Raw genomic sequence first — 23,484 nt, forward strand, 5'->3', positions numbered from 1 at the left:
AAAGATGAATATAACATAGCGTCACCCAAAAATATGACAACCTGTGAGAAACAAACAGCCCGTGAAAAAGAGCAAGATGGAAACAGATAAGCCTGTAAAAGACAGTGGTTATAGTCGAAGATTGAAAGACCGCCATGTGCAACTTATTGCCTTGGGAGGAATTATCGGCTCAGGTTATTTTTTAGGTACAGGCGAGGTAATCAACCTGGTTGGCCCTGCTGTGTTTCTAGCCTATATACTAGGCGGATTGATCATCTTTCTAACCATGCTGTGCATGGGCGAGCTTGCTGTGGCTATTCCCATTTCAGGCTCTTTTGTAACGTACACTGCTGACTTTATATCTCCATCAGTAGCCTGTGGCGTAGGATGGTCTTATTGGATCAGTTGGGTAGCATATATCCCCGCTGAATGCGTTGCAGGCGGGATAATCATGGAAATGTTTACTGGAGTAAATGGTTATATATGGGCTGTTTGTTTTGGTTTACTTATTACCTACATTAACTTGGCTAAAGTAGATACATTTGGCGAAATCGAATTTTGGCTGGCTTTGATTAAGATTTTGGCTTTATTAGGCTTTGTAATTTTAGCTATTTTAATTTTCTTTGGTCTAATCCATGGCGCAGAATCCAGTGGAATTATTGGCTCCAGATACATTTTAGGTGATGGAGGGCTTCTTCCTAACGGGGCAATGTCCCTGTTAACCGCAATGGTTCTTTTACTGGTGAATTATCAAGGGTCCGAAATTATTGGTCTTGCTGCCGGAGAATCAGAAAACCCCGCGCGCATGATTCCCCACGCTATTCGAAATGTAACGTTAAGAATTCTTTTTATCTATATCATTCCCGTATTTTGTCTGGTATTAATTTTTCCATGGCAAAAAGCCGGTTTATCCAATTCTGTATTTGCTGATGCCTTAAACTATTACAATCTTAAATGGGCAGGTGCGGTAACCAGTTTTGTGACCCTAAGTGCTACTTTATCTTGTGCTAACTCAGGATTTTATGGAACGGTTCGTGCACTCAATGCACTAGCACGTGATGGCATGGCACCACACACTTTTTCCAAATTTAATCAAAATTCAGTACCTCAAAATGCAATCATTGCAACCTTGATTACCATCTGGATTCTTTTAGGGGTTGGTTACTTTTTCGGACAAACCCAGCTTTATATCGCACTACTTCTAGTATCTGGATTTACTGGAACCCTGGCATGGATCTCCTTATGCACATCACAAATTCGTTTTAGAAATAGATTATATCAAGCTGGATATACAACAGAGAATCTGCGTTATGTGACACCCTACTCGCCCTACACAGGAATCCTTGCCATCATACTTATGTGTGTTGCCTTGTTTTTCCTAGTGCTGAATAAAGATCCCACCTATAAACTTGCTTTTTATATAGGCATGGTTAGCTTTATTGTTCCTATAATTATCTATAAGCTTTTTGATTTATCGAAGAAAAGGAAAAAAGCACTCCACCTGAAATCTCGAGTTAAGTTTCAAGATCTTTTTCCCCCAGTTTAATCCTGGAGCCTGGGTGAGGCACCGTAAGCATCACTCGGGATTTCTAGCATAGTGGCATAAAACTGGGCTTTGATGGAATGAAATAACTCTTTATTCTAATTTTTCTTTTTCTTTTGCCAAAAGAATAGAGTTTTCGAAGTCCCCCGCTTTGCTTGAAATAACTTAATACCCTCTTTGCAGAAAACTTGACTTGCCAGAAGTAAAAAAATATTTAAAAGAAAACAAAATGAAGCCCTTAAATAACCAAGAGCAACTTGAAGCCACAGGCCTTATAGTCAGGCGCTCATTCAAATATTTAGCCTTCAACTGTATGAAGAAGGCTTATCTATTTTCCAGTCAAATTAATGCAACTTTTGCCCGTTAGGAACTCTAGGATCGGTAGTTATTAGACATATGGCTCCATTCTCGTCAGAGAATCCAACCAATAAAAATTGAGAAATAAAACCTGCGATGTTTTTTTCACCCAAGTTGACACAGCCCACTACAGAACGTCCTACCAAGGTTTCTGGCGTATAATGCACGGTAATTTGAGCAGAGGTTTGTAATATTCCTATATCCTTACCAAAATCCACCCAAACTTTATACGCAGGTTTTTTTGTGCGAGGGAATTCCTCGACCTTAACAACTGTGCCTGAACGCAGGTCAACTTTGGCGAAATCATCGTAAGAAATCATTTTAAAGCCTCTTTTTCAATAAACACAACAACAAATTAAACTACTGGTATCACACTTGTTGTATTTAATTCAGGAACCAAACTCTTCAATAGAATAAATAACTCATCAGACTGATTTTCTTCACATGCTGTATTTAATAAACGCATTGTTTGGATTAATTCTTCCCAGTTAAGTTCACGGACTTTTGCCTTGAATAATTTTTCATGCTCTGTTGGAGCCAATTGCTCTGACTCATGGAACAACTCTTCAAATAACTTCTCTCCTGGACGTAATCCAGTATATTCAATCATAATGTCTTTCCCAGGCTCTTTTCCAGCCAGGCGAATCATTTGTTCAGCCAAATAGCTAATTTTAACAGGTTCCCCCATATCCAAAACAAAGATTTCTCCACCTTTTCCATTAACCATGGCTTGCAAAATCAATTGGCATGCTTCAGGTATCGTCATAAAATACCGTTGCATATCAGGATGAGTTACTTTGATTGGGCCTCCGCTTTGTAATTGTTTTTGAAATAATGGAACAACACTTCCTGCCGAGCCTAAAACATTTCCAAAGCGAACCGTAATGAATTGTGTCTTAGCTCTTCCATTCAGATTCTGGCAATAAATCTCAGCAACCCGCTTGGTAGTCCCCATTATATTGGTCGGATTTACTGCTTTATCAGTAGAAATCAAAATAAATTTTTCAACATTAACTGCGACACTAGCCTTTGCAACAACTTGAGTTCCAAGAACGTTGTTCATCACAGCAACACGTATTTGATCTTGCAAAAGTGGAACATGCTTATACGCAGCAGCATGAAATACGATTTCAGGTAAGAACTCCGTAAATAAATGGTTAATTGCTACTTCATCTGTAACACTGATCAACCTAAGCTCTAAAGGAATATCGGGAAAATTTTGCTTCAGCTCGAGCTCTATTTGATACAAATTAAATTCACTGTTTTCAACTATAGCTAAACTCTTGGGTTTAAGCGCTAAAATTTGGCGGCATAGCTCAGATCCAATTGAACCTCCACCACCGGTAACCAATACTCTTTTTCCTGCAAGACCTGCCGATAGTCGGTCCCATTGTAAATTGACCTGATCTCTACCTAACAAATCTTCGATATTGACAGGTCTTAATGCATTTACTTCTACCCTTCCAGAAGCTAAAGCATTAAGACTGGGAAGTGTACTAAATGGAGTCTGGCTCTCCTCACAATAGGTTACGATTCGGCGCATAACTGAAGAACTTGCTGACGGAATCGCGATAAAAATCAAATCAATCTTATACTTATGGACACGTTCAGTAATTTGGCTGGAGGTTCCAAGAACTGGGATCCCATGAACTTCTAAGCCGCGTTTTGCTAAATTATCATCAATAAAACCTACAGGCTTATATCGATTGGAGCGTTTTAAATCACGAGCAAGTCCTTCACCGGCCATACCTGCACCAATAATAAGCACACGTTTAATTTCAGTTGCTTTATTGCCTCTGGCGCGCTTATCCCAATAAATCCTTCTCAACAATCTGCAGCTACAAAGGATAGTAGTTAATATCATGCAATATAATGGAAATACAGAACGAGGAAGTTCATGCAGCATTGAAGTAACATATAAAACGGAAATCCCCAACACTGTAGTAGTCAGCGTCGCTTTTAAAATTCGAACTACATCATTTAATGAAAAAAAACGCCACAAACCACGGTATGTTTTGAAATAAAAATAACAAGACACTTGAATCACTGTTAGCAGAGCCAAAGCTTCAAGGGAGTGCGACGAAGTCAATATTTTAGGAAAGGGTTGCATGTTATAGCGCAGCCAATGCGCTGCATACCATGCGGCAGGGATAGCAAAAATATCACACAGAAAAACGGGGGTTTTTTTATGCAGTTTTTGCGACAACACTGACATTTTGTGTCTCATACAAAGCTCATCCTTTATTCATTTTTATTATCTTATTATCGTGAGATAGTACACTATGTTAACTTATATCTCATCAAAAAATCACTACCACCCTGGTAAACCCTAATTCAAATTTATCTCTTCTGGGAAAGAAGAAGCGGAGACATTCATATATTTCATAGCAATAAATTGAGTCAGGGCTAATACTTTTCTAAGTTTTACTTAATTTGTATTTAAACGATTTACTCAATTCATGTTTTAAACAAACATCACTCAGTATATATATTACTGCGTCTTTTTTAATAAGCGAAGTTAAAATGATAAATGCTGTTTTTTTGCAAAACGTCCTTACAAACTACTCATACTGTGTTTCGCAGGATAATGGACTATCACCAAATTATTAAACAGTATGAATTAATATAACTCAAATTACTAGCATAAAGAATGACTGTCTAATCAATCTACCATCTTGTTGCGTCGCCTTTAACTGGATTTTGCTTAAAATAACGATAATCTTTCCAAACTCATTACTGGAATAAAAAGAAAGGTCAAATGACCTGTATCTGAAGAACAATAAATAAAAATAATAAATCAGGGATGTATACCAATGCATCCCTGATTTCATTGGGCTAAAGCCATAAAGGTCAAAATGACAAAACACCAAAGATTAATTCGCGATAATTGATCACTTAAAAAAACAATAACCGGGTCATCGTTCTCAATGTTTTGTCTTGCCAGCCAGGCAAAACGCCACAATGCAATGGCTGCGAAAGGTACCGTTAACATAAAATAAAAAGACTCATCCCGAACATAAACGATGTAAAAAACGTAAGTAATGAAACTGGCAAGGCCTATGGTTACAATCAGCCAATGAAGTACCAATGGATTATATTTCTTCAATACTTTACGTGTCGCATGCTTTAAGCCTAATTGCATTTCCATTTGTCGTTTGTTTAAAGCGATAAAAAGGCTAAGTAAAGTTACTGCCGTAATTAACCAAGTAGAAATGGGTAAACCAATACCCAAAGTACCGGCTAATACGCGCAGCATAAATCCTGCAGCAATACAAAGTACATCTACGATGGGGATAAGTTTGAAAAGATGGTTATAAGCAACATTAATCACTAAATAAACACAGAGAATTATAGCCAGTTTCTTAGAAATCAGCCAACCCAAAGCAAGCCCCATGACCAGCAATAAAAACAACATAAAAATTGCTTCAGATAGAGAAACTTTTCCACTCGCTAGCGGTCTATGTCGTTTGTGAGGATGCAAACTGTCTTCAATTCTGTCTTCAATATCATTATAAATATAAACAGCGCTTGAAATAAGACAAAAAGCCAAAGAAGCAAGTAAAGCAGGTAGAAAATATCCAGGAATAGGTGTGTAACAAAATCCCAGCATTACAAAGACTGCTTTGGCCCAGTGAGACACACGCAGAAGCAGAAATAAATGTTTCAGCCTTTCCATGACACTCACTTTTTTCATATCATTTATCAATTCAGTCACCTTCTCTGTTCCTGTAAAAATACAGTCTGGGAGAAGTAAGCATGACTCCGAAAATATCCTTCATCTGCTAGTTGCCTGGATTATGGTCTCGCATCATCCAAGTTAACCCTACTTGCACCCACAACGTACAATAGACTTCTTCGGAAATTCTACTACAGAGGAGAATTGATGCACTGTTCAAAATCCTCAGAAGTCTAATAACTATTAGTCATTAAGTTAAAAGTATCATAATCCTGAAAAAATGCATCATTTCAATATGTTAATTACCAAATAAAATAAAAACGTTCAATATATTGAAGCAATTTAGTAAAAAATAATCAAATAACATTGCATTTATACAATTACGAAGTAAGATAAAATATGCAAAAGGAATCAGACGTGTATTACACTCAAAAAAATGCCAATGGAAGGGGGATATCATGCACTTTATTCTTGCACCAGGATGTATCGTAAAATTTGACAATTTACGTAAAACGTATGAAGCAGAAAAAAAAGTCAATTTGAGCGAAAAACAATCCATAATAGGTACGCCGATTTTTTTTGGAGGAACTGATGTTGTCAGTAGAAACAAACAAATTTCATTTTTAGAAAAAGTAAAAGTACTTCTTAAAATTCATTTGCTCAACGAAGAGGACATCAAAACCCCAGCACAACGCCAAGTATACATCATTGCAGCACGATTTATGCTGGCTGCTTGCCTGTACGTACAATCTCAAATTGGAAGTTCAAAAAGGAACTCCGTCTTATATCGAATTATCGACGACAACCTAGGAATAACTGCTAAAAATTTTCTCGATGATGAAGATAAAGAAACGTGTTTTTTGACCGCAGAGCGGCTCATTAAAACACCAAATGCTCTGGAGCACTCAAATGTCGCCTTAGAAAAAAATGGGCTAAGACCATTTTCTGAAAAAGAATGGAAAGAATTCACAGACTTTTTAAAAGAAATGACTCGTACAAAAGAAGCTAAAGAGCAATTCACAAATTTCCCTGTAATTTCAATCACCCAACCCTTCTTCGGCACAGCTTTGGCTTATGCAGGAGCTACTGTGGGTGTCGTATTAGCAGAGGGAATAAGCAACTCAACCTCCGCAGTATCTCCCCGAGTTCAATTAACAGCGCTCGTTGGAAGTACTTTATTAGTTTTTAGTCCCGCTGGACCAACCGGAGTTGCCCTTTTGGCACCAGTCATTGCCACGAAACTGTTTACTTCTTTTTGTACAATAAGCTTAGCCCATATTATGAGTACAGCCGGAGGATATCTTGGACAAGGCATTGGGATAGGAGTAGGCCTTCCTTTTGATGCGGCATATAATTTGATCTGGTCTGTTTGTTCTCTAATCAGTCGTTACTACAGTAAACCATCACAACTTGCTCCAATTGATGGAACACGTATTGTTGATGGGGCCACAATACTTGCAGGCATCCCTATTCAATTAGTTCCTGAGAATACATTACCCCAGGGATATACTAAGAAAATTCTTGAAATAACTGATGGAGGCGAAATTCGCATCGATGGAGAAGAAATCAAAGATTCTGAAAAGCCGATGCACATTCCTCCTGAAGTAATTGAAGAATTAAAGAAGCAAATGGCTGCTCGCACTAAAACACAGGAATCAATCGAAGTGCAACAAGAGTCTGAGAAAAAAGAAGAGACTAAGAAAAATGAGGATGAAGAAACGGACTTGGAATCATTCTCAATGGTATAAGAAAAACCTGGATGACCTATTCAGAACTACACTTCTCCAATTCAATTGAATGATTCCATTTTTGGAAATTTGCCACTACAAAAATAAAAGTAGCCTGGGTGCAGCGCAGCGAAACCCGGGTTTCAAGTCTTCTCGATCCTGGGTTTCGCTGCACTCAAGCTACAGACTAAGGACGACTATCAACTTCTTTGCGCTGGTTAGGCATAAAGTCTTTTTTATCCAATCCCATAACTACAGCTAAAGCACCAGCAACATAAATCGAAGAATAAGTTCCAATCACAATACCAATGATCAACGCCAGCGAAAATCCGCGTATGGCTTCGCCTCCATGGATAAAGAGTGCAAGTACTACGAAAAGCGTCAATACAGAAGTCATAATAGTTCGTGATAACGTTTGGTTAATCGAAATATTCATAATTTCAATAGGAGAGGAACGACGAATCTTAATAAAATTCTCACGTACCCTATCAAAAACCACGATGGTATCATTTAGAGAATAACCAATTACTGCTAACAACCCTGCCAGTGCTTTCAAATCAAATTCAATGCCGAAAAAGGCAAAGACACCTAATATCAATACAGGATCATGTACTAGTGCAACAGCAGAGCTCACTGCAAGCCGGTACTCGAAACGCATGGCAATATAAATCATTGTTGCTAACAAAGAAACAACAACAGCCAAGGCTCCTTTAGTTGCTAATTCTTGCCCTACTTGCGGTCCGACAAAATCAACTCTTTGCTTAACAGCACCTGGCAAAGCACTCATGACTTGATCAACCAAACGAGGTTGTTCTTTATCTTCTCTGGGAGCGATACTAATTAAAACATCCTTAGAAGTACCGTAACTCACAACCTGAGCTTCTTTAAATCCTGCCTTATTCAGACTTTCCCTTATTGAAGATAAATCTGCAGCAGAAGAATAAGAAACTTCAATTTGAGTTCCACCAGTAAAATCAAGTCCCCACTTCAAGCCATGAATCGCTAAAGCGCTTATAGAAAGCACAAAGATTAATATGGAGAACATCGCCGTCCAACGGCGAGCACCCATAAAGTCCACATTTGAATTTGGATTAAAAAATTCCATCTGAGCCTCGCCTTAAATACCAATAGACAATTTCTTAACAACCCTGCCGCCATAATACCAATTTACAATCCCTCGAGTGTAAGTGATGCCTGTGAGCATAGAAGTTAATAACCCTAAAGAAAGCGTTACTGCGAACCCGCGTACAGGTCCTGTACCTACAGCAAACAAAATGATTGCTACAATGAGTGTCGTCACGTTCGCATCAAGAATCGTAGAAAATGCACGATCATATCCTGCGCTAATTGCTGCTTGCGGTGACAATCCATGCCGCAATTCCTCTCGAATGCGCTCGTAAATCAGGACGTTGGCATCTACTGCCATACCTACCGTCAATACAATTCCTGCAATGCCTGGGAGCGTCAGTGTTGCATCAATCAGAGACAATAAAGCACATAGCAAAACCAGGTTAAGCAACAATGCAATATCCGCAATGAGGCCGAAAAACCGATAATAGATCGGCATCAAGATGAGAATTAGACCCATACCAACTACTAAGGAAACAATACCTCTACGAATATTTTCCTTACCTAAAGTTGGGCCTACTGTACGCTCTTCTATTGGATAGATCGCAGCAGGCAAAGCCCCTGCTCGAAGCAATAAAGCTAAATTACTTGCTTCTTTACTGTCAGCAAGGCCAGTGATCTGGAAGTTATTACCCAAAGCATTTTGGATTACCGGAGCACTAATGACACGCTCCTCCCTATGTGTGACTCTCTTTTCTTCTCCATTTACGTTTTGTATGGTGTTTTTTGTTTCAACGTAAACAATAGCCATACGTTTACCAATATTTTCACGAGTAACTTTGGTAAACAGACTTTCACCACCTCCGCCAAGTTGTATTTGCACTGCTGGAGTAGCTGTTTGCTGATCATAACTGGAAACTGCTGAGGTAATTGAATCACCACTCAATACCACTTGCCTCTTTAACAGAATGGGGCGTCCATCCATGATGAGTAACTTATCATTGACGGGAATAGCGCCTGTTTGTTTCGCAATTTGCGGATCATTGTCCTGATCCACCAGATAGAATTGCAAGGTCGCAGTACCGCCAAGAATTTGCTTGGCACGTGCAGCATCTTGAATTCCAGGTAAATCAACAGCAACACGGGTTGCTCCCTGTTGTTGCACAACTGCCTCACCAACACCTAACTCATTAACCCGGTTACGTAAAATACTCATAGTTTGCTCAATCGTATTTTGGCGCGTCTTGTTTAATTCGACAGGTGAAATTGATACTAGAATTTCATTATCTGTTTTGCTTTTTACAAAAATAAGATCAGGAATTTTTTCCTTTAAGCCCAAATAAGCATTATCCATGGACTCACCATCACGGAAGCGTAAATTCACACCTTTGTCTGCTATATAACGAATACCTGTATAACGAATGCCTAGATCACGCAACTCTTGGCTAATATTTTTCATTATCCCTTCATAACGACGACTAATAACACTGTCTACATCAACTTCTAACAGAAAATGCACTCCCCCTCGTAAGTCCAGACCTTGTTTCATTGGGGCAGCACGAATTGCATCCAACCAACTTGGTGTAGACGGAGCTAAATTCAGAGCCACAGTGTATTGAGATCCCAAAGCATTTTTGATGGTATCACGAGCTAACAACTGGGAGTCAGTGGATGAAAAAACAACTTCAACCCCTTCATTTTGAGCGATGAGCGATTTAAAAGGCAGATTATCTTTTTTTAAGATACCTTCTACCTGATTTTTTAATTCATCATAATCCACAGGCGTCTCAGATGAAATCTGTACTACAGGGTTTTCTGTGTATAAATTAGGTATAGCGTAAATAAACCCAACAACCGCAATAATAATCAGCATTAGGTTTTTCCATAGAGGATATTTATTTTGCATTTCCGTGTCCCTATGCTTTCTTAAAGCGATTTTATAGTGCCTTTGGGCAATACAGTACTTACCGCACTTCTTTGTAAATTAATCTCTACACCTTCTGCAAGACTGATTTTAATGTATTGATCATCCAGACTCACTACTTTAGCTAACATACCACCTGAGGTAACAATCTCATCGCCTTTCTTTAAACGGTTTATTAACTCACGATGTTCTTTTGCTCTTTTATTTTGAGGTCTAATCAGCATAAAGTAGAACAACACAAAAATAGCGGCGATCATAATGAGCGAAAAAGATCCATCTGCTTGAGGCGCTGCTGTCCCCGCTCCAGCCAGAGCATCGCTAATAAAAAAACTCATATCGTCTCCTTTAATCTACTATTGATAATCGCGTGACATCATATAGCGAATTGCTCTTAAGGTAAATGAATCAAAGCGGAAATTAAAACAGTTTTTCATAATATTAGTTCCTATTTTGAACTATAATTTTCAAGAACAGTTCAAAAAGAGATCTAAATGAATAATTTCAAGGTCGTACTTGTTTTTTTATTTATGATAACCTTTCTGATTACTGGAAATTCAGCGCCAGAAAAAAACACTCAGGACATAAAACAATCAACTGTACTTATTATAAAAAAAATTCCTCTTACAGTAGATGGAAAGAGCACGGAGGTATTCAAAATTGAACAACCCGATGGAACTTGGGGCTATCAGGGGATAAAAGGACAATACTTTGATGCGGTCGTTAAAAATACAACTGATAGCCCTACAGTAGTTCATTGGCATGGGTTAATTTTACCAAATTCACAAGACGGAGTACCTTATGTAACACAAGCACCTATTCCAGCTGGTGGAGAATCTCATTATCATTTTAAATTACGTCAAGCCGGGACTTATTGGATGCATTCTCACTTTGACTTACAAGTCCAGAACTTTCTTTCTGCCCCGTTTATCATTTACGAACCTAATGAAAAAAATAAAGAAAAGGATGTCGTATTATTTCTTGGCGATTTTAGCTATAAAAAACCTGCAACTCTGTTGTATGAGTTAAAGAACAAGGGTACCGTACCTCTTAAAACAATGGGTGATATGCAACAAAAAACACCCATGAATAATAATTCAATGAAAAAAACTACACTTAGAACAATAAAACCTGATTTAAATGATGTGGCTTATGATGCTTTTTTAACAAATTATCATACTCTTTCCAATCCTGAAGTAATCCCAGTTCACAGTGGAGAAGTTGTGCGGCTCCGCATTATTGATGGTGCAGCAATGACTAACTTTTTTATTAATCTTGGCAAACTTCAGGGAAAAGCAATTGCTGTTGATGGGCAACCCATCAAAGAAATTCCGGGTAACCAATTTCAACTTGCTGTTGGCCAACGCATTGATATCCTCATCAAAATTCCTGAAGGTGAAGGAGCATATCCTATCCTTGCTCAGGGTGCTGGAACACAACTGCAAACCGGATTAATTTTATCTACACCAGGTGCTTCTAAAATATCAGTGAGCGAAAAAGCATCTACTCTTGCTGGCGGATTAAATAATGAGCAAGAATTTAAAACCCACTCCTTGGCGCCTCTCCCCGTGAAACAGCCAAAGCAAACACTCACTGTCACTTTAGATGGTGATATGATGAATTATATTTGGAAAATGAATAATCAAGCTTGGCCTAATATTACTCCATTAAGTGTAGATAAAAATAAAAGAATCGAAATCGTTATCATGAATAAAACAGGTATGGCTCATCCCATGCATTTACACGGACATTTTTTTGAAGTCACAGAAATTGATGGCAAACCCCTTAAAAATGGACCAATGCGAGATACCGTTTTAGTTTTACCTAATTCCACAGTCAAAATCCAATTTGATACTGATAATCCAGGGAATTGGATGTTTCACTGTCATATGCTCTATCACGAAGCAACAGGAATGATGACTTTTATCAATTATAAAGGCATCAAAATACCTGATTATAAGAAAGATACTTTTCGTAAATAAAATCGTAGCCTGAGTAAAGCGCACGCCTTTCTATGTACCGCGGCTTTATGCACGGTATCCAGGGATGTTGCTTAAAAAACTCAGGAGCACTCAAAGCATTGTTCTAGATACCACACATAAAGCGCGGTACGTCGAATGAAAAATTAGTGAGGCTTCTCGGAACCGGAACCCAGGAAACGTATATTAAAACCTAGGGGTTCGCTGCGCTTCACCCGGCTATATGTATAATCTACAATGAATCCAGTCCTTTAGCCAAATGATAAACCGTGCGAAATCCCGCTTGTCTTAATAACAGTACTGCACGCTGACTTCTTTGGCCTGACTGACAATAAATAAGAGTAGGCTTTAAAGGATCAAGCTCATCAAGACGCATGGGCAACTCAGCCAAAGGAATTAATTTTCCCCCTAAATTTTGATAGTGGTGCTCTTCGGTTGTTCTCACATCCAATAAAAACGTCTCAGGATTTTCTTGCAAAAACTGCGACAAATCTTCGCGTGCAATGGTAAAAGACTGCATCTCATCTACAGGGATACAAAAAGCACTTGCCTCAAGGGTTTGACCAAAAACACAAAATTGACATTCTTCGTTTTTAATCAACTGAATTTTTTTTATTTCCATAGTGAGCAAGTCAATACAAAGCAATCGATTAAGTAATGAAGCATTACTTGTAGTAATCCATTTGATAATTTCTGTAGCCTGCAAGAGTCCTAATAATCCAGGAAGAGTACCTATAACCCCTCCGTTTTGACAATTGGCGCCCATGTCAGGAATAATCGGAAACAAGCAATGTAAACAGGGATTCTCTTGCCTGTAAAATAAAGAGCAATGTCCTTGGAATTGATAAGCACTTGCATAAACATAGGGTTTTCCTAAACGATGACAGGTATCGTGAGCAAGATAACGCGTATAAAAATTGTCGGAACAATCGGCCACCAGATCGTATTGCGCAATAATTTCTTCTGCATTACACGCAGTGAGACGAAATGCATGTGCGTGAATCGTATTACTGGAATTTAAAGCGTGTATTTTCATTTTTGCAACATTAGCCTTTGCCTTGCTCACATCGATTTCCTGATAAAGAATTTGTCGATGCAGATTATTTTCTTCGATGAGATCACCATCAATAATTCCTATTGTTCCTACTCCTGCACCAGCAAGGTAAGGAAGCAGAGTAGCTCCAATGCCACCCGCACCAATGCATAATACCTTTGCTTTTCGTAGTTTTATTTGTCCCTGAATGCCAATTTCCTCTAATTTGATTTGCTGAGAGTAACGTTCTAATTCCGATGAAACAGTCATATTAGGGTTTCCTTATACCTGGCTTGGATTTTACTTCGGTGCCCAGTTTATATCAGTCAATGAAACTCAAAAGTTGTTCGGTTGCTCTTTGTGGATCTTTGGCGTGAGTAATTGCAGAAATAAGCGCTACACCTTGAACCCCTGTAGCAACCACATCAGGAATGCGCTCAACATTGATTCCCCCTATTGCAACCAAGGGATAATTTAAAGTCCGTTTCCAGCGTTGTAGCGATGCGATACCTTGCGCTATAAAAGGCATTTCTTTGCTGGTAGTCGGAAAAATAGGACCAATTGCAATGTAGGAAGGATTAAGAGCATGTGCTCGTGCAACTTCATAGTAACAATGAGTACTCACTCCCAGTAAAAGTCCCTGCTTTCTAATTGCATCAATATCCGCAGTATCTAAATCTGATTGTCCTAAGTGCACCGCTGCTGCATGCAATTTTAAAGCCATTTCCCAGTAATCATTAATAAATAAAATGGCATGATGTTTTTTAGCCAAAGCAATACTTCGCCGCACCTCTTCTTCAAGATTTTTTGTTTTTTCTTTAATTCGCAATTGAATGGTTTTTACCCCAAGATTCAACAACATTTCCACCCAGGCAAAACAATCAACTACAGGATAAAGTCCTAATCGATGACATGGTTTAAATGGCTGAGGTGCTTTATCTAATGGTTTAGATGAAAGATAAGGTAAATCTATTTCATCTTCCGGAAAATGACCATAATACACCCCAGTTTGTGCTCGACGTACTGCTTGGTGTACGTACATTTTTGCAATGATGAGTGCATCTTTAAGCACATGTCCAAGAGCCAATGATGCAGTAATTGCCGCGGAGAGAACTGAACGAAGTTCGGGATACTCCGCATAAGAACAATAAGTTTGGGTCAGCCAAAATGAATCAACACCGTTTGTCCAATAATCATGTCCCCACGAAGCTCCCTGCCCATGCAGGCCAAAGAGAAAAATGCTTTTTGCGCCATAAGCTAATAATTTATGAGCCGCTTCTTGCACAGATTGATACGTGATAATCTTACGCTTTAAAATAAATTCGGCTTCAAGCGTATTTAGCACCAAAACATCTGCATAAGAAAACCTCGCGTCGCTTAAATTTTTTTCATCACTATGTTGCACTGAAGGTAAAGTAAAATCGAAAACCACTGGACCAGAATAACGATCGAGAAACTGAAGTTCCTCAAAAGAAATTTCCCCGTTAATTTTAATCGCAGCAGGTTGAGCATCTTCATAAAATTGCTGTGATTGAAGTTCAAGGCCCAGCCCTCGAAAAGTTTGCCTATTCGCTTCATTGTCAGTATTGGTCCAGACAGTGCTCATAATGCAGCTTCCTGATGCCAAAATGGTGTATCAATTAGAGGCGTACACGATTGTGCTGTAATTCGCTCAGGCATAAGGCCTGCTTCAAAAGCACCTCGTCCTGCCATGATCGCATGTGAAAAGGCTTCAGCCATCGCTACTGGATGAATTGCTGAAGCAACTGCACTATTTAACAGTACCGCATCAAAACCTAACTCTAAAATACGTGTCGCATGAGATGGCTTGCCAATCCCGGCATCAACAATCAATGTGACATCCGGTAATCGCTGGCGTAAAGTTTCCAAAGCAAAAGGATTAAGTAATCCTTTTCCAGAACCTATAGGAGCTGCCCACGGCATCAAAATCTGACAACCACAATCAATTAAACGCTGGCATAAAACCAAATCATCCGTACAGTATGGAAAAACTTCAAATCCTCGTTTTACCAATTCAGTTGCCGCGTATAACAATTCAAAGGGATCAGGCTGCAAGCTGTAATCATCACCGATTACTTCTAATTTTATCCATGAGGTTTGAAAAAGTTCACGTGCCATTTCAGCTGTAGTAATTGCAGTTTGTGCATCACGACAACCTGCGGTATTGGGAAGCAAATAACACCCCAAAGATTGGATGGTTTGCCAAAATAAATCCGTGCCAGAATCCCCAGGCATTTGCCGTTTTAACGACACGGTAATCACATTGGTTTTAGAAGCCTGAACGGCATGAGTCATCACCTCAAGTGATGGATAACCTGCTGTTCCCAAGAGCAAACGGCTTGTTAGAGCTTTATCTGCTAAATACCACATAGCTATCCTCCCTGCATTGGTATAATCAGATCGACACGATCCCCTTCACACAAAATGGTGCTAGAAAACATGGATTTAGGAACAAATTGATTATTAATTGCGATTGCTACATGCGCCGCAATTCCTTCTCTTTGTGCGAGCATTTCCTGCAGCGTACAGGACGTATCAAGCGTTAATGGTTTATCATTTACATAAATAATCATGAATAAGCCTCCCAAAGCTCAGGATAACAAATATCGTGTTGATTGCTGTTTAATCCACGTAGAATTTCCTCTACCAATGCCGGAGCAATTAAATATCCATGACGATAAAGTCCATTAACAGCAATAAATTGTTTCGCATATTTTATGCGGGGTTGATGATGTACCAAAGTCGGACGACAATGGGCCACCGTCTTAATGATTCGTGCTTCGGCAAAACCTCGATGCACATAGTATGCAGCAGTTAATAATTCAAGTGTTGTACGTACCGAAATTGGGCTGCAATCCTCTGTTTCCAACTCACTCGCACCGATAAGATAATGAGAATCAGGGCGTGGCGCAATATAAATGGTATACCTGGGGTGTAAGAGCCGAATAGGTCTTTGTAGCTGAACTTCAGGTGCATGCAACCAAATAAGTTCCCCACGCAGTCCACGCAGATGTGGAAAAGAGGTTTTTGCCCCTAAGCCTCGGCAATCAAAAACACAATCAAATCGATATGATTCATTCCTTACTTCTACCCTTCCTGGATAGACAGAAGAAACAAAAGTATGGTCTCTGCAAATAACACCTTGCTTGCAAAGATGATTTTTAAGTGCGGGCAACAGAGTCTGATTATCAAGCTGTGCTTCTTTAGGGAAATAATAGGCTCGTTTAAATTGACGAAGTTCTGGCTCAAGCTGACTTAATAAATCATCATTGAGGAACTGGTAACATGAATCACTTAATTTATTAACAATTCTGGCACTAAACTGCTGCCATTCTGCTTTATCTTGTGGATGATGCACTACAAGACTACCTTGTTGACGAAAATATACGGGTTCTACTAATTGATTGAGAATGGATGGCCATAATATTTCAACCGATTCCATCCCCAAATTAAAAATCACTTGCTCCGCCTTATCAAGCTCAGACAGGGGAGCCAAAAGTCCTGCTGCTGCATTGCTGCAATTATTGAAAGAAGTTTCTGCTTCAAATAATGTTACTTGCCAGCCTTCGTTTTGTAAGCGCAAAGCCAACAAACATCCCATTATCCCAGCACCTACCACAACAGCATTTTTCATTTAATTAGAATCACTCAAAAATAGCCCTATTGCACCCAGGCTACAAACACCTAGGCCGCGATTTATCTTTATTCACCCACGCAACACGCGATAGGCTCCAAATCAGAATGAGGCATCTTAGGTAATAACTCATTTGTATAACACGCATTCACCGCAAAAGACTCATTAATTACTCCTAAATGTTTGCCAAATCGTCCTACTTTATTCCAATCACGTTCCACATTTAAAAGCGTACGGGAGAAAAAAGGTAAGCTGCGGATGAATATTGTATGATACATGGGGGTTCGTAATTGAGGTTTCATACGACATAAAAGTTCATAAGCTTCATCCGGATTTTCAGTGGTAAAGGCGGCTCCACGTTGTGTAGCTTTGAGAAATCCTTTAATGGTTTCAGGATTCTTTAACATCCGTTCTGGCACAATAAATTGAATGGAACAAAAACAGCAGCAACCTAGGCCTGCAAGCTGATCCAGGCGCAGAAATACAGTTTCACCACGTAAATGCTCTAATTCAACTTTCTGAAAATTAATAAAACCAATACCTGTGTCGATAATATCGCGGCAAATCGCATCAGTCACATTCATACCAATGCGCACTGTCTCATAACTTGAGGGCTCAATACCCGCTAACTTTGCCAAATTATCGATAATGATTTTGCCAAACTCGCCAATATAACCTACTCGTTTGCCGACAATATCTTGAAATGAGCTAATACCACTGGATTTAAGCGCAATAAGACCTGTTGGTGGCTCGTCCAGCAATGTGCCAATTGAAGTTACAGGATAGCCTTTTGCGCGAGCAGCCAAGGTATGAATCATAGCCTTAACTCCAAAATCTACATGCCCCATACCCACAATTTCAGTAACATCGCCAGGATCACTAGGCTCCAAAATCGCAAGTTTTATGTTTTCTTGCTGGTAATACCCTAATGAATGGGCAACAAAAATTGGGGTATGATAAGGGTTTGCATACCAATTAAGTAATAGAGTTGTTCTTGTTGATAACGCACTCATGCCATGACTCCTTGTATTAATTAAAAAATAAAGGATGGCAAAAGATATCGAGTGAAGGCCTAATTGAAGAAATGAACCTGTATTCAGAGCAATGATTCTTAAAAATAGCCAATAGATGAGACTCTTTAAGGGAGCAATCAATTTAAAATGAATACAGATTTAAGGCGTTCTTACGCTGGTACGAACCAGATCAAGTTCAACGGGTATTTCTCAGACGTTTATCACGACACCCCGCGCCATCAAATTGTTGGTAATGCTATCGTGTATGGGAAAAACTGTCAAATATTATCCCTCTCTCCCATTTATGGGAGAGGTCAGATCGCTACCATGAATTTAAAAATATAGGCTGTTTTTCCCACGAAGGCGGGAAAGACCGTTTATAAGAATAAGATTAAAAATATTTCAAGAAGAACAATAATTCTGCACATGAAACACATTATGCTGAATTAAAAATCGCTGACATAATAAGGGGGTGTGTTGCAATAGATGATGCAGATAAGCCCGAGTAAATTGTTGTGAACAAGTGGGGCAAGCGCAATCTCCATCAATCATTTCAAATTGCATCTGTGTTTTTGAATCAGTTAAATCCACGGTTCCTGCCTGGCTGTAAACCTTTCCTTGAGCCGCTGCTTGGGCAGGCTCATCTGTTTCAATAAACTCTATTCCCTTATTATGCAAACGGTTAATTAACTCAGGATCAAAACGTCCTATAACATAACGTGCTAAATGAGACCATTGCTCTAATTGTTCCCAATTCAGCTCATCCAAAATATTAAAATAAACCCCATGGGGTTTAACTACCTCATATTTTTGCAAATCATGAACATGAATAAATGGAACAATTGCATCATCCCAATTATCCCAGATTTGTGGAAAATCGCGCAGGATATTTTGAGGTAAAATAATAGCATTAGGTTTTAATTGATGGACAAGATCGATTAATTTCTCTAAAGTAAGTTTAACTCTAGAGCCATCATAGGGTGATTTGAGCACATAAACTTTTTCCTTATTAGCTATAAGTGACATTGCATTAATGACCACTTTCCCGGGACAAGCCAAGTAACGGGCTAAATCAGGTATTTTTTCGAGGACTGCCTGACCTGGTTTATATAACAAATGTTCTAAAGAATAGGATGCCGCGGTTATCTTTACTTCGTGCCAATTTGCCATTGTAAGACATAAACCTGCCTCTGAAGTTAAAACAGGTATAAAATTCTGTATTGCAGCCAACATTCCTGATCTCCTGATTTACAGCAATAAACTGGTGTCACCATAACTAAAAAATCTGTATCTTTTTTTGATTGCTTCTTGATAGAGCTTCATTGCTTGTTTGTGGCCGATAAAAGCTGAAACCAGCATGAGCAAGGTAGACTCAGGCAAATGAAAATTAGTCATTAACCCATCGCAAATCTTAAACTCATATCCTGGGTAAATAAAGATGTCTGTATCCCTGCTGCATGCAGTTAATACTCCATTTTGTGCTGCACTCTCTAGACTGCGCAAAGCAGTTGTACCTACTGCAATTACTCGATTTCCCGCTGCCTTTGTAGCGTGTACTGCAGCACATAATTCCGGACTAATTGTGAATTGCTCACTATGCATTTTATGGTCTTTGATATTATCACAACGAACAGGTCTGAATGTTCCTGCTCCTACATGTAAAGTAAGATAAGCTACAGCAACTCCTCTGGAATGTAAGCTGGACAATACAGATTCATCGAAATGTAAGCCAGCCGTAGGAGCTGCGACAGATCCTTCATATTTTGCATAGACTGTTTGGTAACGATCCTGATCCAAAATTTCATCATTTCGGGTAATGTAGGGGGGTAATGGAATGTGCCCTATTCCATTTAATAATTGCAAAACGTCGATATCTGCTTTACATATAAACAGATCATCTTTCCTATCAAGGACTTCGAGTTCTTTATTGTGTTCTAACTTAATAATTGACCCGGCCTTTAATGCTTTACTGGCTTTAATATGAGCTAGAAAAGTGAATTCGCCTGTAATACGCTCCACTAATAGCTCAACTTTTCCACCAGTAGTTTTATGACCATAAAGTCGAGCAGGAATCACTTTGGAATCATTCATAACCAGTAAATCGCCAGGATTTAAAAAATCAGCTATTTCGCGAAACTGATAATGACCATATTCATCTTTTTGACGATTATAAATTAAAAGACGCGAATCACTGCGATGAGCCAAAGGATACTGCGCAATTAATTCTGGAGGTAAATCAAAGTAAAAATCCTGTTTATTCATAGAGCAACCTGAAAATAAATTGCCGATATTATACACGGAATACAATGATTCATCATCCCTATTGAATAAGAGATTGCCTACAAATTAAAGCTGAATCTTCTACACATCGCTGCAAAACCAGCCCAGTTCTACTTCGACGTCCCCCCCTACGACTTGTTCGCGGGGTTGTCCCTGAGAGAGCCACGCAAAATTTGAATGTAATTTTATGTTTTTAAATGAAATATACTCAGCTTTCTACGTACTGCGCTTTATGCGCGGTACGTAGGGAGGTAAATTTCGTGTGGATCGCTTAGGGCTTGTCCGCGGGGATAGCCGCAATGTGAGACAGAAATTAAAGAGAAGTATTCTTAAACGTGTTACTTCATTGTTTTAGTCGGATCGACTTCGGACCTGGGTGCTGAATCCATTATTGTTCGTTTGGCGCTATATAACCATTGAAGCCTTTGTTTTTGCGGCTCCATAATCTTCTCTGGAGTGACTTCTTCAATTAATTTATCAAGCTTTCCTTTGCTCTCAGGTGATATTGATGAATTTTTGACAACATCTCGAACTTTTTCGATATCTTCTTTTTTTGGAGCTTTTAATACCAAAGATTCAAATTTTTCTATCATTTGCGTATAGCTTGCATGAGGATCAGGTTTTGGAGAAGGCCTTTCCGACAAACGAGGATTATTGCTCAATAATGTTGCTTTTCTAGCTTGAGCAACGCTTAAGGTTTCTACCATTTTTTCTCTGGCGTGTTGCATTTCAGATCTTTGAACTTGCAATATTTCTCTTAGGCTGAGGTGCTGCTCTTTGCGTTGAATTTGTTTCTGCAAATTTTCTTGTATCTTTTCCATAAAATTGAAGCGAGGAGTTTGAATACGTTCTTTCTCTTGATTAAAATTACGTTTAGCTTCCTCCCATTGCTCTTGAGTCAATGTTTTAGGATCCACCTCCTTAGGAATTAAAGCATATGAGCCATCTTCTTTTTGAATAAGGCATTTTGCCTCCTCATGTTTGACAATAAAACGGGCCTGAGAAAAATCAAAAACTTGTTCCAATTGCTCATTAAGGAGTATTTTCTTATTTCTCATAACTTTTAATGCAGAAATCAATCCTTGTTCCCGTAATTGCAATCCTTCCATTTCAGTGTCAAATTGTCCTGGAGAAGATTGTTGCAACTTACGCTCTTGTATTTTAGATCGCGTTTGCTCTAGAGCTAAACGAAATAATTCCTCATAATTTGTGATAGTTTGACTTAAGTGAGCTTGATGAAAATTGAGTTCATGTTCAATTGTTCTGATGTGTCCACTAATACGGCGCTGCTCCATTTCTTGAACTTTAGGATTATCGAAAAGTGTATTGCTATGTAGTATCTCTTGTTCCCTATATCTTTCGAGATCTTGCATCAAAATAGAACGTCTTCGTTCAGCAAAAGCAACAGGATCTTCATAAGGATGACTCAAAATAGGCAATGTTAAGTACGTATCCAATATATCGAAATGTGTATGAAGCTCCTCATGATAGACCGCCATCTGTGCTTCTTCCTCTTCAAGAGCAATCAATTCTTTTTCAATCTGACTTAATTGTTCCTCCAATTTATTCAGTTCTACATCTAGAGCATGAACTGTCTCGAGGTAGTTGTAAATCATAGCCTCTATAATTTCTATGGGAAGACGGGTAAAAATTGTTTCTTTATGCTCAATATGTTTATCCTTTGCAAGATGCTTTTCAATTTCGAGTCTAAAAAGTTGATCCACATTTTTCGCTAAAGCGTCCCGTTCTGCAATTAGTCCCATAAGAAGAAAAACTCTATGTTGTCGCTTCCGGATTGCTTCTTCATTTTGTTCTCTAATCGCATGAATTTGCTCCTCTTTTTCCATCAGTTCTCGGGCTATCATAGTAACTGTTTCTTTCCCTCCAGCTGTTTTAAGAAAATAAAACACCTCTGCAGCATTTTTTAATCCAAAACGGGAAAGAAATTGAGTAGCTAAATAGGGAGTTGTTTCACTATTGTTGGGATCATTGCTTTTTTCTATATCTGCAAACCATTGCTCCAGCCTTCCCTCCATAAGGGTTCGTTCTGCTTCATTGAGCTCGTGCCACATTGAAGTAACAATTTCTGCAGTATGTCTTGGAATTTCCGATCGATTAGAAACCATATGAGAACTTCCCAAAAAGCATCTTGATTAAATTATAGGCTATTTTGGAAGAAAAAGCGGATACAGCCCAGGAGAACTCCCTATTTGCTGAGTATGTAAACAATGCAAAGAGAATTAAATTTCAAAGATTTTAATTATTTAGAATACTCATTGTTTTTTGGGTTCTATAATAAAGAACCCAAAAAACTGTTGAAAAAATCCACCACAAACAGCAGCATAAGCCGCTACTAATGAGAACTATATAGTGATAGGAAAAGTAACCTGAGAGTCTAACAGATGATGCTCTTTTTCACCGCCTTCTGGAATTTTACTATATAATTCAGTATGGACGGGTGGTACATCTTTCCGCGTGTTATGACTACTCTTGGATTGTAAATCATTGTTGCTCATCATTATATAGGATTGTGTTATTTGCACACTTTCAACTGTAGGGGGCACTGAACGGGTTGAAACACAAGCATTCACAGTCGCTTTAACTGCCATACCCGACAAACCACCAAGGAATAAAAATGGAGACCACAATACAGAGCCTATGGTTTTCATAACCCCTTTAAAGCTCAATCCATCTTCATTTACAACACGTGATTTAATCACATCGAACACGTTTTTGTCGCTGCTATAGCATTCTTTAGCGCTAGAATATAAATATGCTAAACCCAGGGCACCATAGAGTACAAGTGCGCCGATTCCAAAAGTCGCGGCACTAAAAGCCATTGCACCTGCAGCTCCGGCTCCAGCAGTAGTTAGCGATGCAGTAGTTAAACTCATCGCGCCTAGCGTTGAACTCAGTATTGCAGCAACAACCACAATGGGCAAAAGGATAAAAAATCCAACCAATAAGACACGTCCACCACGGCCAGTCGAAGAATAACTGTGATGATGATGGTGATGATAACCATTATGTACGCGAGAAGTAGTACGGACCTCCACATGCGGTTTACGGGGCGTTACCTCAACATGGGGGTTACGAAAAGGCGTCACCTCAACATGAGGATATAAGGAATATTGAGGATTATGGCCATGCTGATGGGCACCATGAGTAACATGATCATGATGATGTTGTTTGCTGCTAAATTCCACTTTAGTCTCCTTTTGATTTTTATTAAATTCCACACTTGTCGCGAAGA

At 39.0% G+C, this 23,484-nt stretch carries 19 protein-coding genes and 1 riboswitch; of the genes, 3 read left to right on the forward strand and 16 right to left on the reverse strand.

Annotated elements, in window-relative coordinates; translation table 11 throughout:
• Positions 1 to 76: 76 nt before the first annotated feature.
• Entirely contained in the window at positions 77 to 1,525 is a 1,449-nt protein-coding gene (locus A8O27_RS01020; RefSeq protein WP_115684283.1) for an amino acid permease, read from the forward strand.
• Between the two features lie 341 nt (positions 1,526 to 1,866).
• Here A8O27_RS01020 and A8O27_RS01025 read toward each other — a convergent pair whose 3' ends face one another.
• The 3 genes from A8O27_RS01025 to A8O27_RS01035 all read right to left on the reverse strand — a co-directional run bounded on the left by A8O27_RS01025 (position 1,867) and on the right by A8O27_RS01035 (position 5,594).
• A complete protein-coding gene (locus tag A8O27_RS01025) occupies positions 1,867 to 2,199 on the reverse strand; it encodes a tRNA-binding protein (RefSeq protein ID WP_058460460.1) in 333 nt (110 codons plus the stop codon).
• A 35-nt stretch (positions 2,200 to 2,234) separates the two neighbouring features.
• On the reverse strand, positions 2,235 to 4,106 hold the full coding sequence (locus A8O27_RS01030; RefSeq protein ID WP_058460459.1) for a polysaccharide biosynthesis protein: 1,872 nt from the start codon (positions 4,104 to 4,106) through the stop codon (positions 2,235 to 2,237).
• Between the two features lie 600 nt (positions 4,107 to 4,706).
• Complete coding sequence (locus A8O27_RS01035) at positions 4,707 to 5,594, reverse strand: decaprenyl-phosphate phosphoribosyltransferase (RefSeq protein WP_058460458.1); 888 nt, start codon at positions 5,592 to 5,594, stop codon at positions 4,707 to 4,709.
• A gap of 419 nt (positions 5,595 to 6,013) precedes the next feature.
• On the opposite strand from A8O27_RS01035, the gene A8O27_RS01040 reads away from it, so the two are divergent.
• Positions 6,014 to 7,303, forward strand: coding sequence for a hypothetical protein (locus tag A8O27_RS01040; RefSeq protein WP_058460457.1), 1,290 nt, complete (start codon positions 6,014 to 6,016; stop codon positions 7,301 to 7,303).
• A gap of 166 nt (positions 7,304 to 7,469) precedes the next feature.
• Here the strand turns inward: A8O27_RS01040 and secF are convergent, their stop codons facing one another.
• Genes secF through yajC form a run of 3 tightly spaced genes read right to left on the reverse strand, consistent with a single transcriptional unit; the run spans position 7,470 to position 10,609 of the window.
• Entirely contained in the window at positions 7,470 to 8,387 is a 918-nt protein-coding gene (gene secF / locus A8O27_RS01045) for a protein translocase subunit SecF (RefSeq protein ID WP_058460456.1), read from the reverse strand.
• A gap of 12 nt (positions 8,388 to 8,399) precedes the next feature.
• A complete protein-coding gene (gene secD, locus A8O27_RS01050) occupies positions 8,400 to 10,256 on the reverse strand; it encodes a protein translocase subunit SecD (protein ID WP_058460455.1) in 1,857 nt (618 codons plus the stop codon).
• 20 nt (positions 10,257 to 10,276) lie between these two features.
• Positions 10,277 to 10,609 (reverse strand): preprotein translocase subunit YajC, encoded by a 333-nt coding sequence (gene yajC, locus A8O27_RS01055; protein ID WP_058460454.1) that lies wholly within the window; start codon positions 10,607 to 10,609, stop codon positions 10,277 to 10,279.
• A gap of 156 nt (positions 10,610 to 10,765) precedes the next feature.
• On the opposite strand from yajC, the gene A8O27_RS01060 reads away from it, so the two are divergent.
• Entirely contained in the window at positions 10,766 to 12,253 is a 1,488-nt protein-coding gene (locus A8O27_RS01060) for a multicopper oxidase family protein (protein WP_058460453.1), read from the forward strand.
• 229 nt (positions 12,254 to 12,482) lie between these two features.
• Here A8O27_RS01060 and A8O27_RS01065 read toward each other — a convergent pair whose 3' ends face one another.
• The 10 genes from A8O27_RS01065 to A8O27_RS01110 all read right to left on the reverse strand — a co-directional run bounded on the left by A8O27_RS01065 (position 12,483) and on the right by A8O27_RS01110 (position 23,437).
• Positions 12,483 to 13,553 carry a ThiF family adenylyltransferase gene (locus A8O27_RS01065; RefSeq protein WP_058460452.1) on the reverse strand — a complete coding sequence of 357 codons (1,071 nt, stop codon included), beginning with the start codon at positions 13,551 to 13,553 and terminating at the stop codon, positions 12,483 to 12,485.
• 52 nt (positions 13,554 to 13,605) lie between these two features.
• Positions 13,606 to 14,889, reverse strand: coding sequence for a thiamine phosphate synthase (thiE, locus tag A8O27_RS01070; RefSeq protein ID WP_058460451.1), 1,284 nt, complete (start codon positions 14,887 to 14,889; stop codon positions 13,606 to 13,608).
• Entirely contained in the window at positions 14,886 to 15,674 is a 789-nt protein-coding gene (locus A8O27_RS01075; protein ID WP_058460450.1) for a thiazole synthase, read from the reverse strand. Before A8O27_RS01075 ends, thiE begins: the two co-directional genes overlap by 4 nt.
• A gap of 2 nt (positions 15,675 to 15,676) precedes the next feature.
• On the reverse strand, positions 15,677 to 15,877 hold the full coding sequence (thiS, locus tag A8O27_RS01080) for a sulfur carrier protein ThiS (RefSeq protein ID WP_058460449.1): 201 nt from the start codon (positions 15,875 to 15,877) through the stop codon (positions 15,677 to 15,679).
• Positions 15,874 to 16,938 (reverse strand): FAD-dependent oxidoreductase, encoded by a 1,065-nt coding sequence (locus A8O27_RS01085; protein WP_058460448.1) that lies wholly within the window; start codon positions 16,936 to 16,938, stop codon positions 15,874 to 15,876. Before A8O27_RS01085 ends, thiS begins: the two co-directional genes overlap by 4 nt.
• A gap of 68 nt (positions 16,939 to 17,006) precedes the next feature.
• Positions 17,007 to 17,951, reverse strand: coding sequence for a 4-amino-5-hydroxymethyl-2-methylpyrimidine phosphate synthase (gene thi5, locus A8O27_RS01090; RefSeq protein WP_058460447.1), 945 nt, complete (start codon positions 17,949 to 17,951; stop codon positions 17,007 to 17,009).
• A gap of 150 nt (positions 17,952 to 18,101) precedes the next feature.
• Positions 18,102 to 18,195, reverse strand: a riboswitch (TPP riboswitch).
• Positions 18,196 to 18,353: 158 nt separating this feature from the next.
• On the reverse strand, positions 18,354 to 19,184 hold the full coding sequence (locus tag A8O27_RS01095; RefSeq protein ID WP_058460446.1) for a tRNA-guanine transglycosylase: 831 nt from the start codon (positions 19,182 to 19,184) through the stop codon (positions 18,354 to 18,356).
• Positions 19,185 to 19,199: 15 nt separating this feature from the next.
• Positions 19,200 to 20,213 carry a tRNA preQ1(34) S-adenosylmethionine ribosyltransferase-isomerase QueA gene (gene queA, locus A8O27_RS01100; protein WP_058460445.1) on the reverse strand — a complete coding sequence of 338 codons (1,014 nt, stop codon included), beginning with the start codon at positions 20,211 to 20,213 and terminating at the stop codon, positions 19,200 to 19,202.
• A 356-nt stretch (positions 20,214 to 20,569) separates the two neighbouring features.
• Complete coding sequence (locus tag A8O27_RS19265; RefSeq protein WP_058460444.1) at positions 20,570 to 22,357, reverse strand: hypothetical protein; 1,788 nt, start codon at positions 22,355 to 22,357, stop codon at positions 20,570 to 20,572.
• A gap of 237 nt (positions 22,358 to 22,594) precedes the next feature.
• Complete coding sequence (locus A8O27_RS01110; protein WP_058460443.1) at positions 22,595 to 23,437, reverse strand: hypothetical protein; 843 nt, start codon at positions 23,435 to 23,437, stop codon at positions 22,595 to 22,597.
• Positions 23,438 to 23,484: the final 47 nt, after the last annotated feature.

This window comes from Legionella bozemanae (genome assembly GCF_001648595.1).
Classification (GTDB): domain Bacteria; phylum Pseudomonadota; class Gammaproteobacteria; order Legionellales; family Legionellaceae; genus Legionella; species Legionella bozemanae.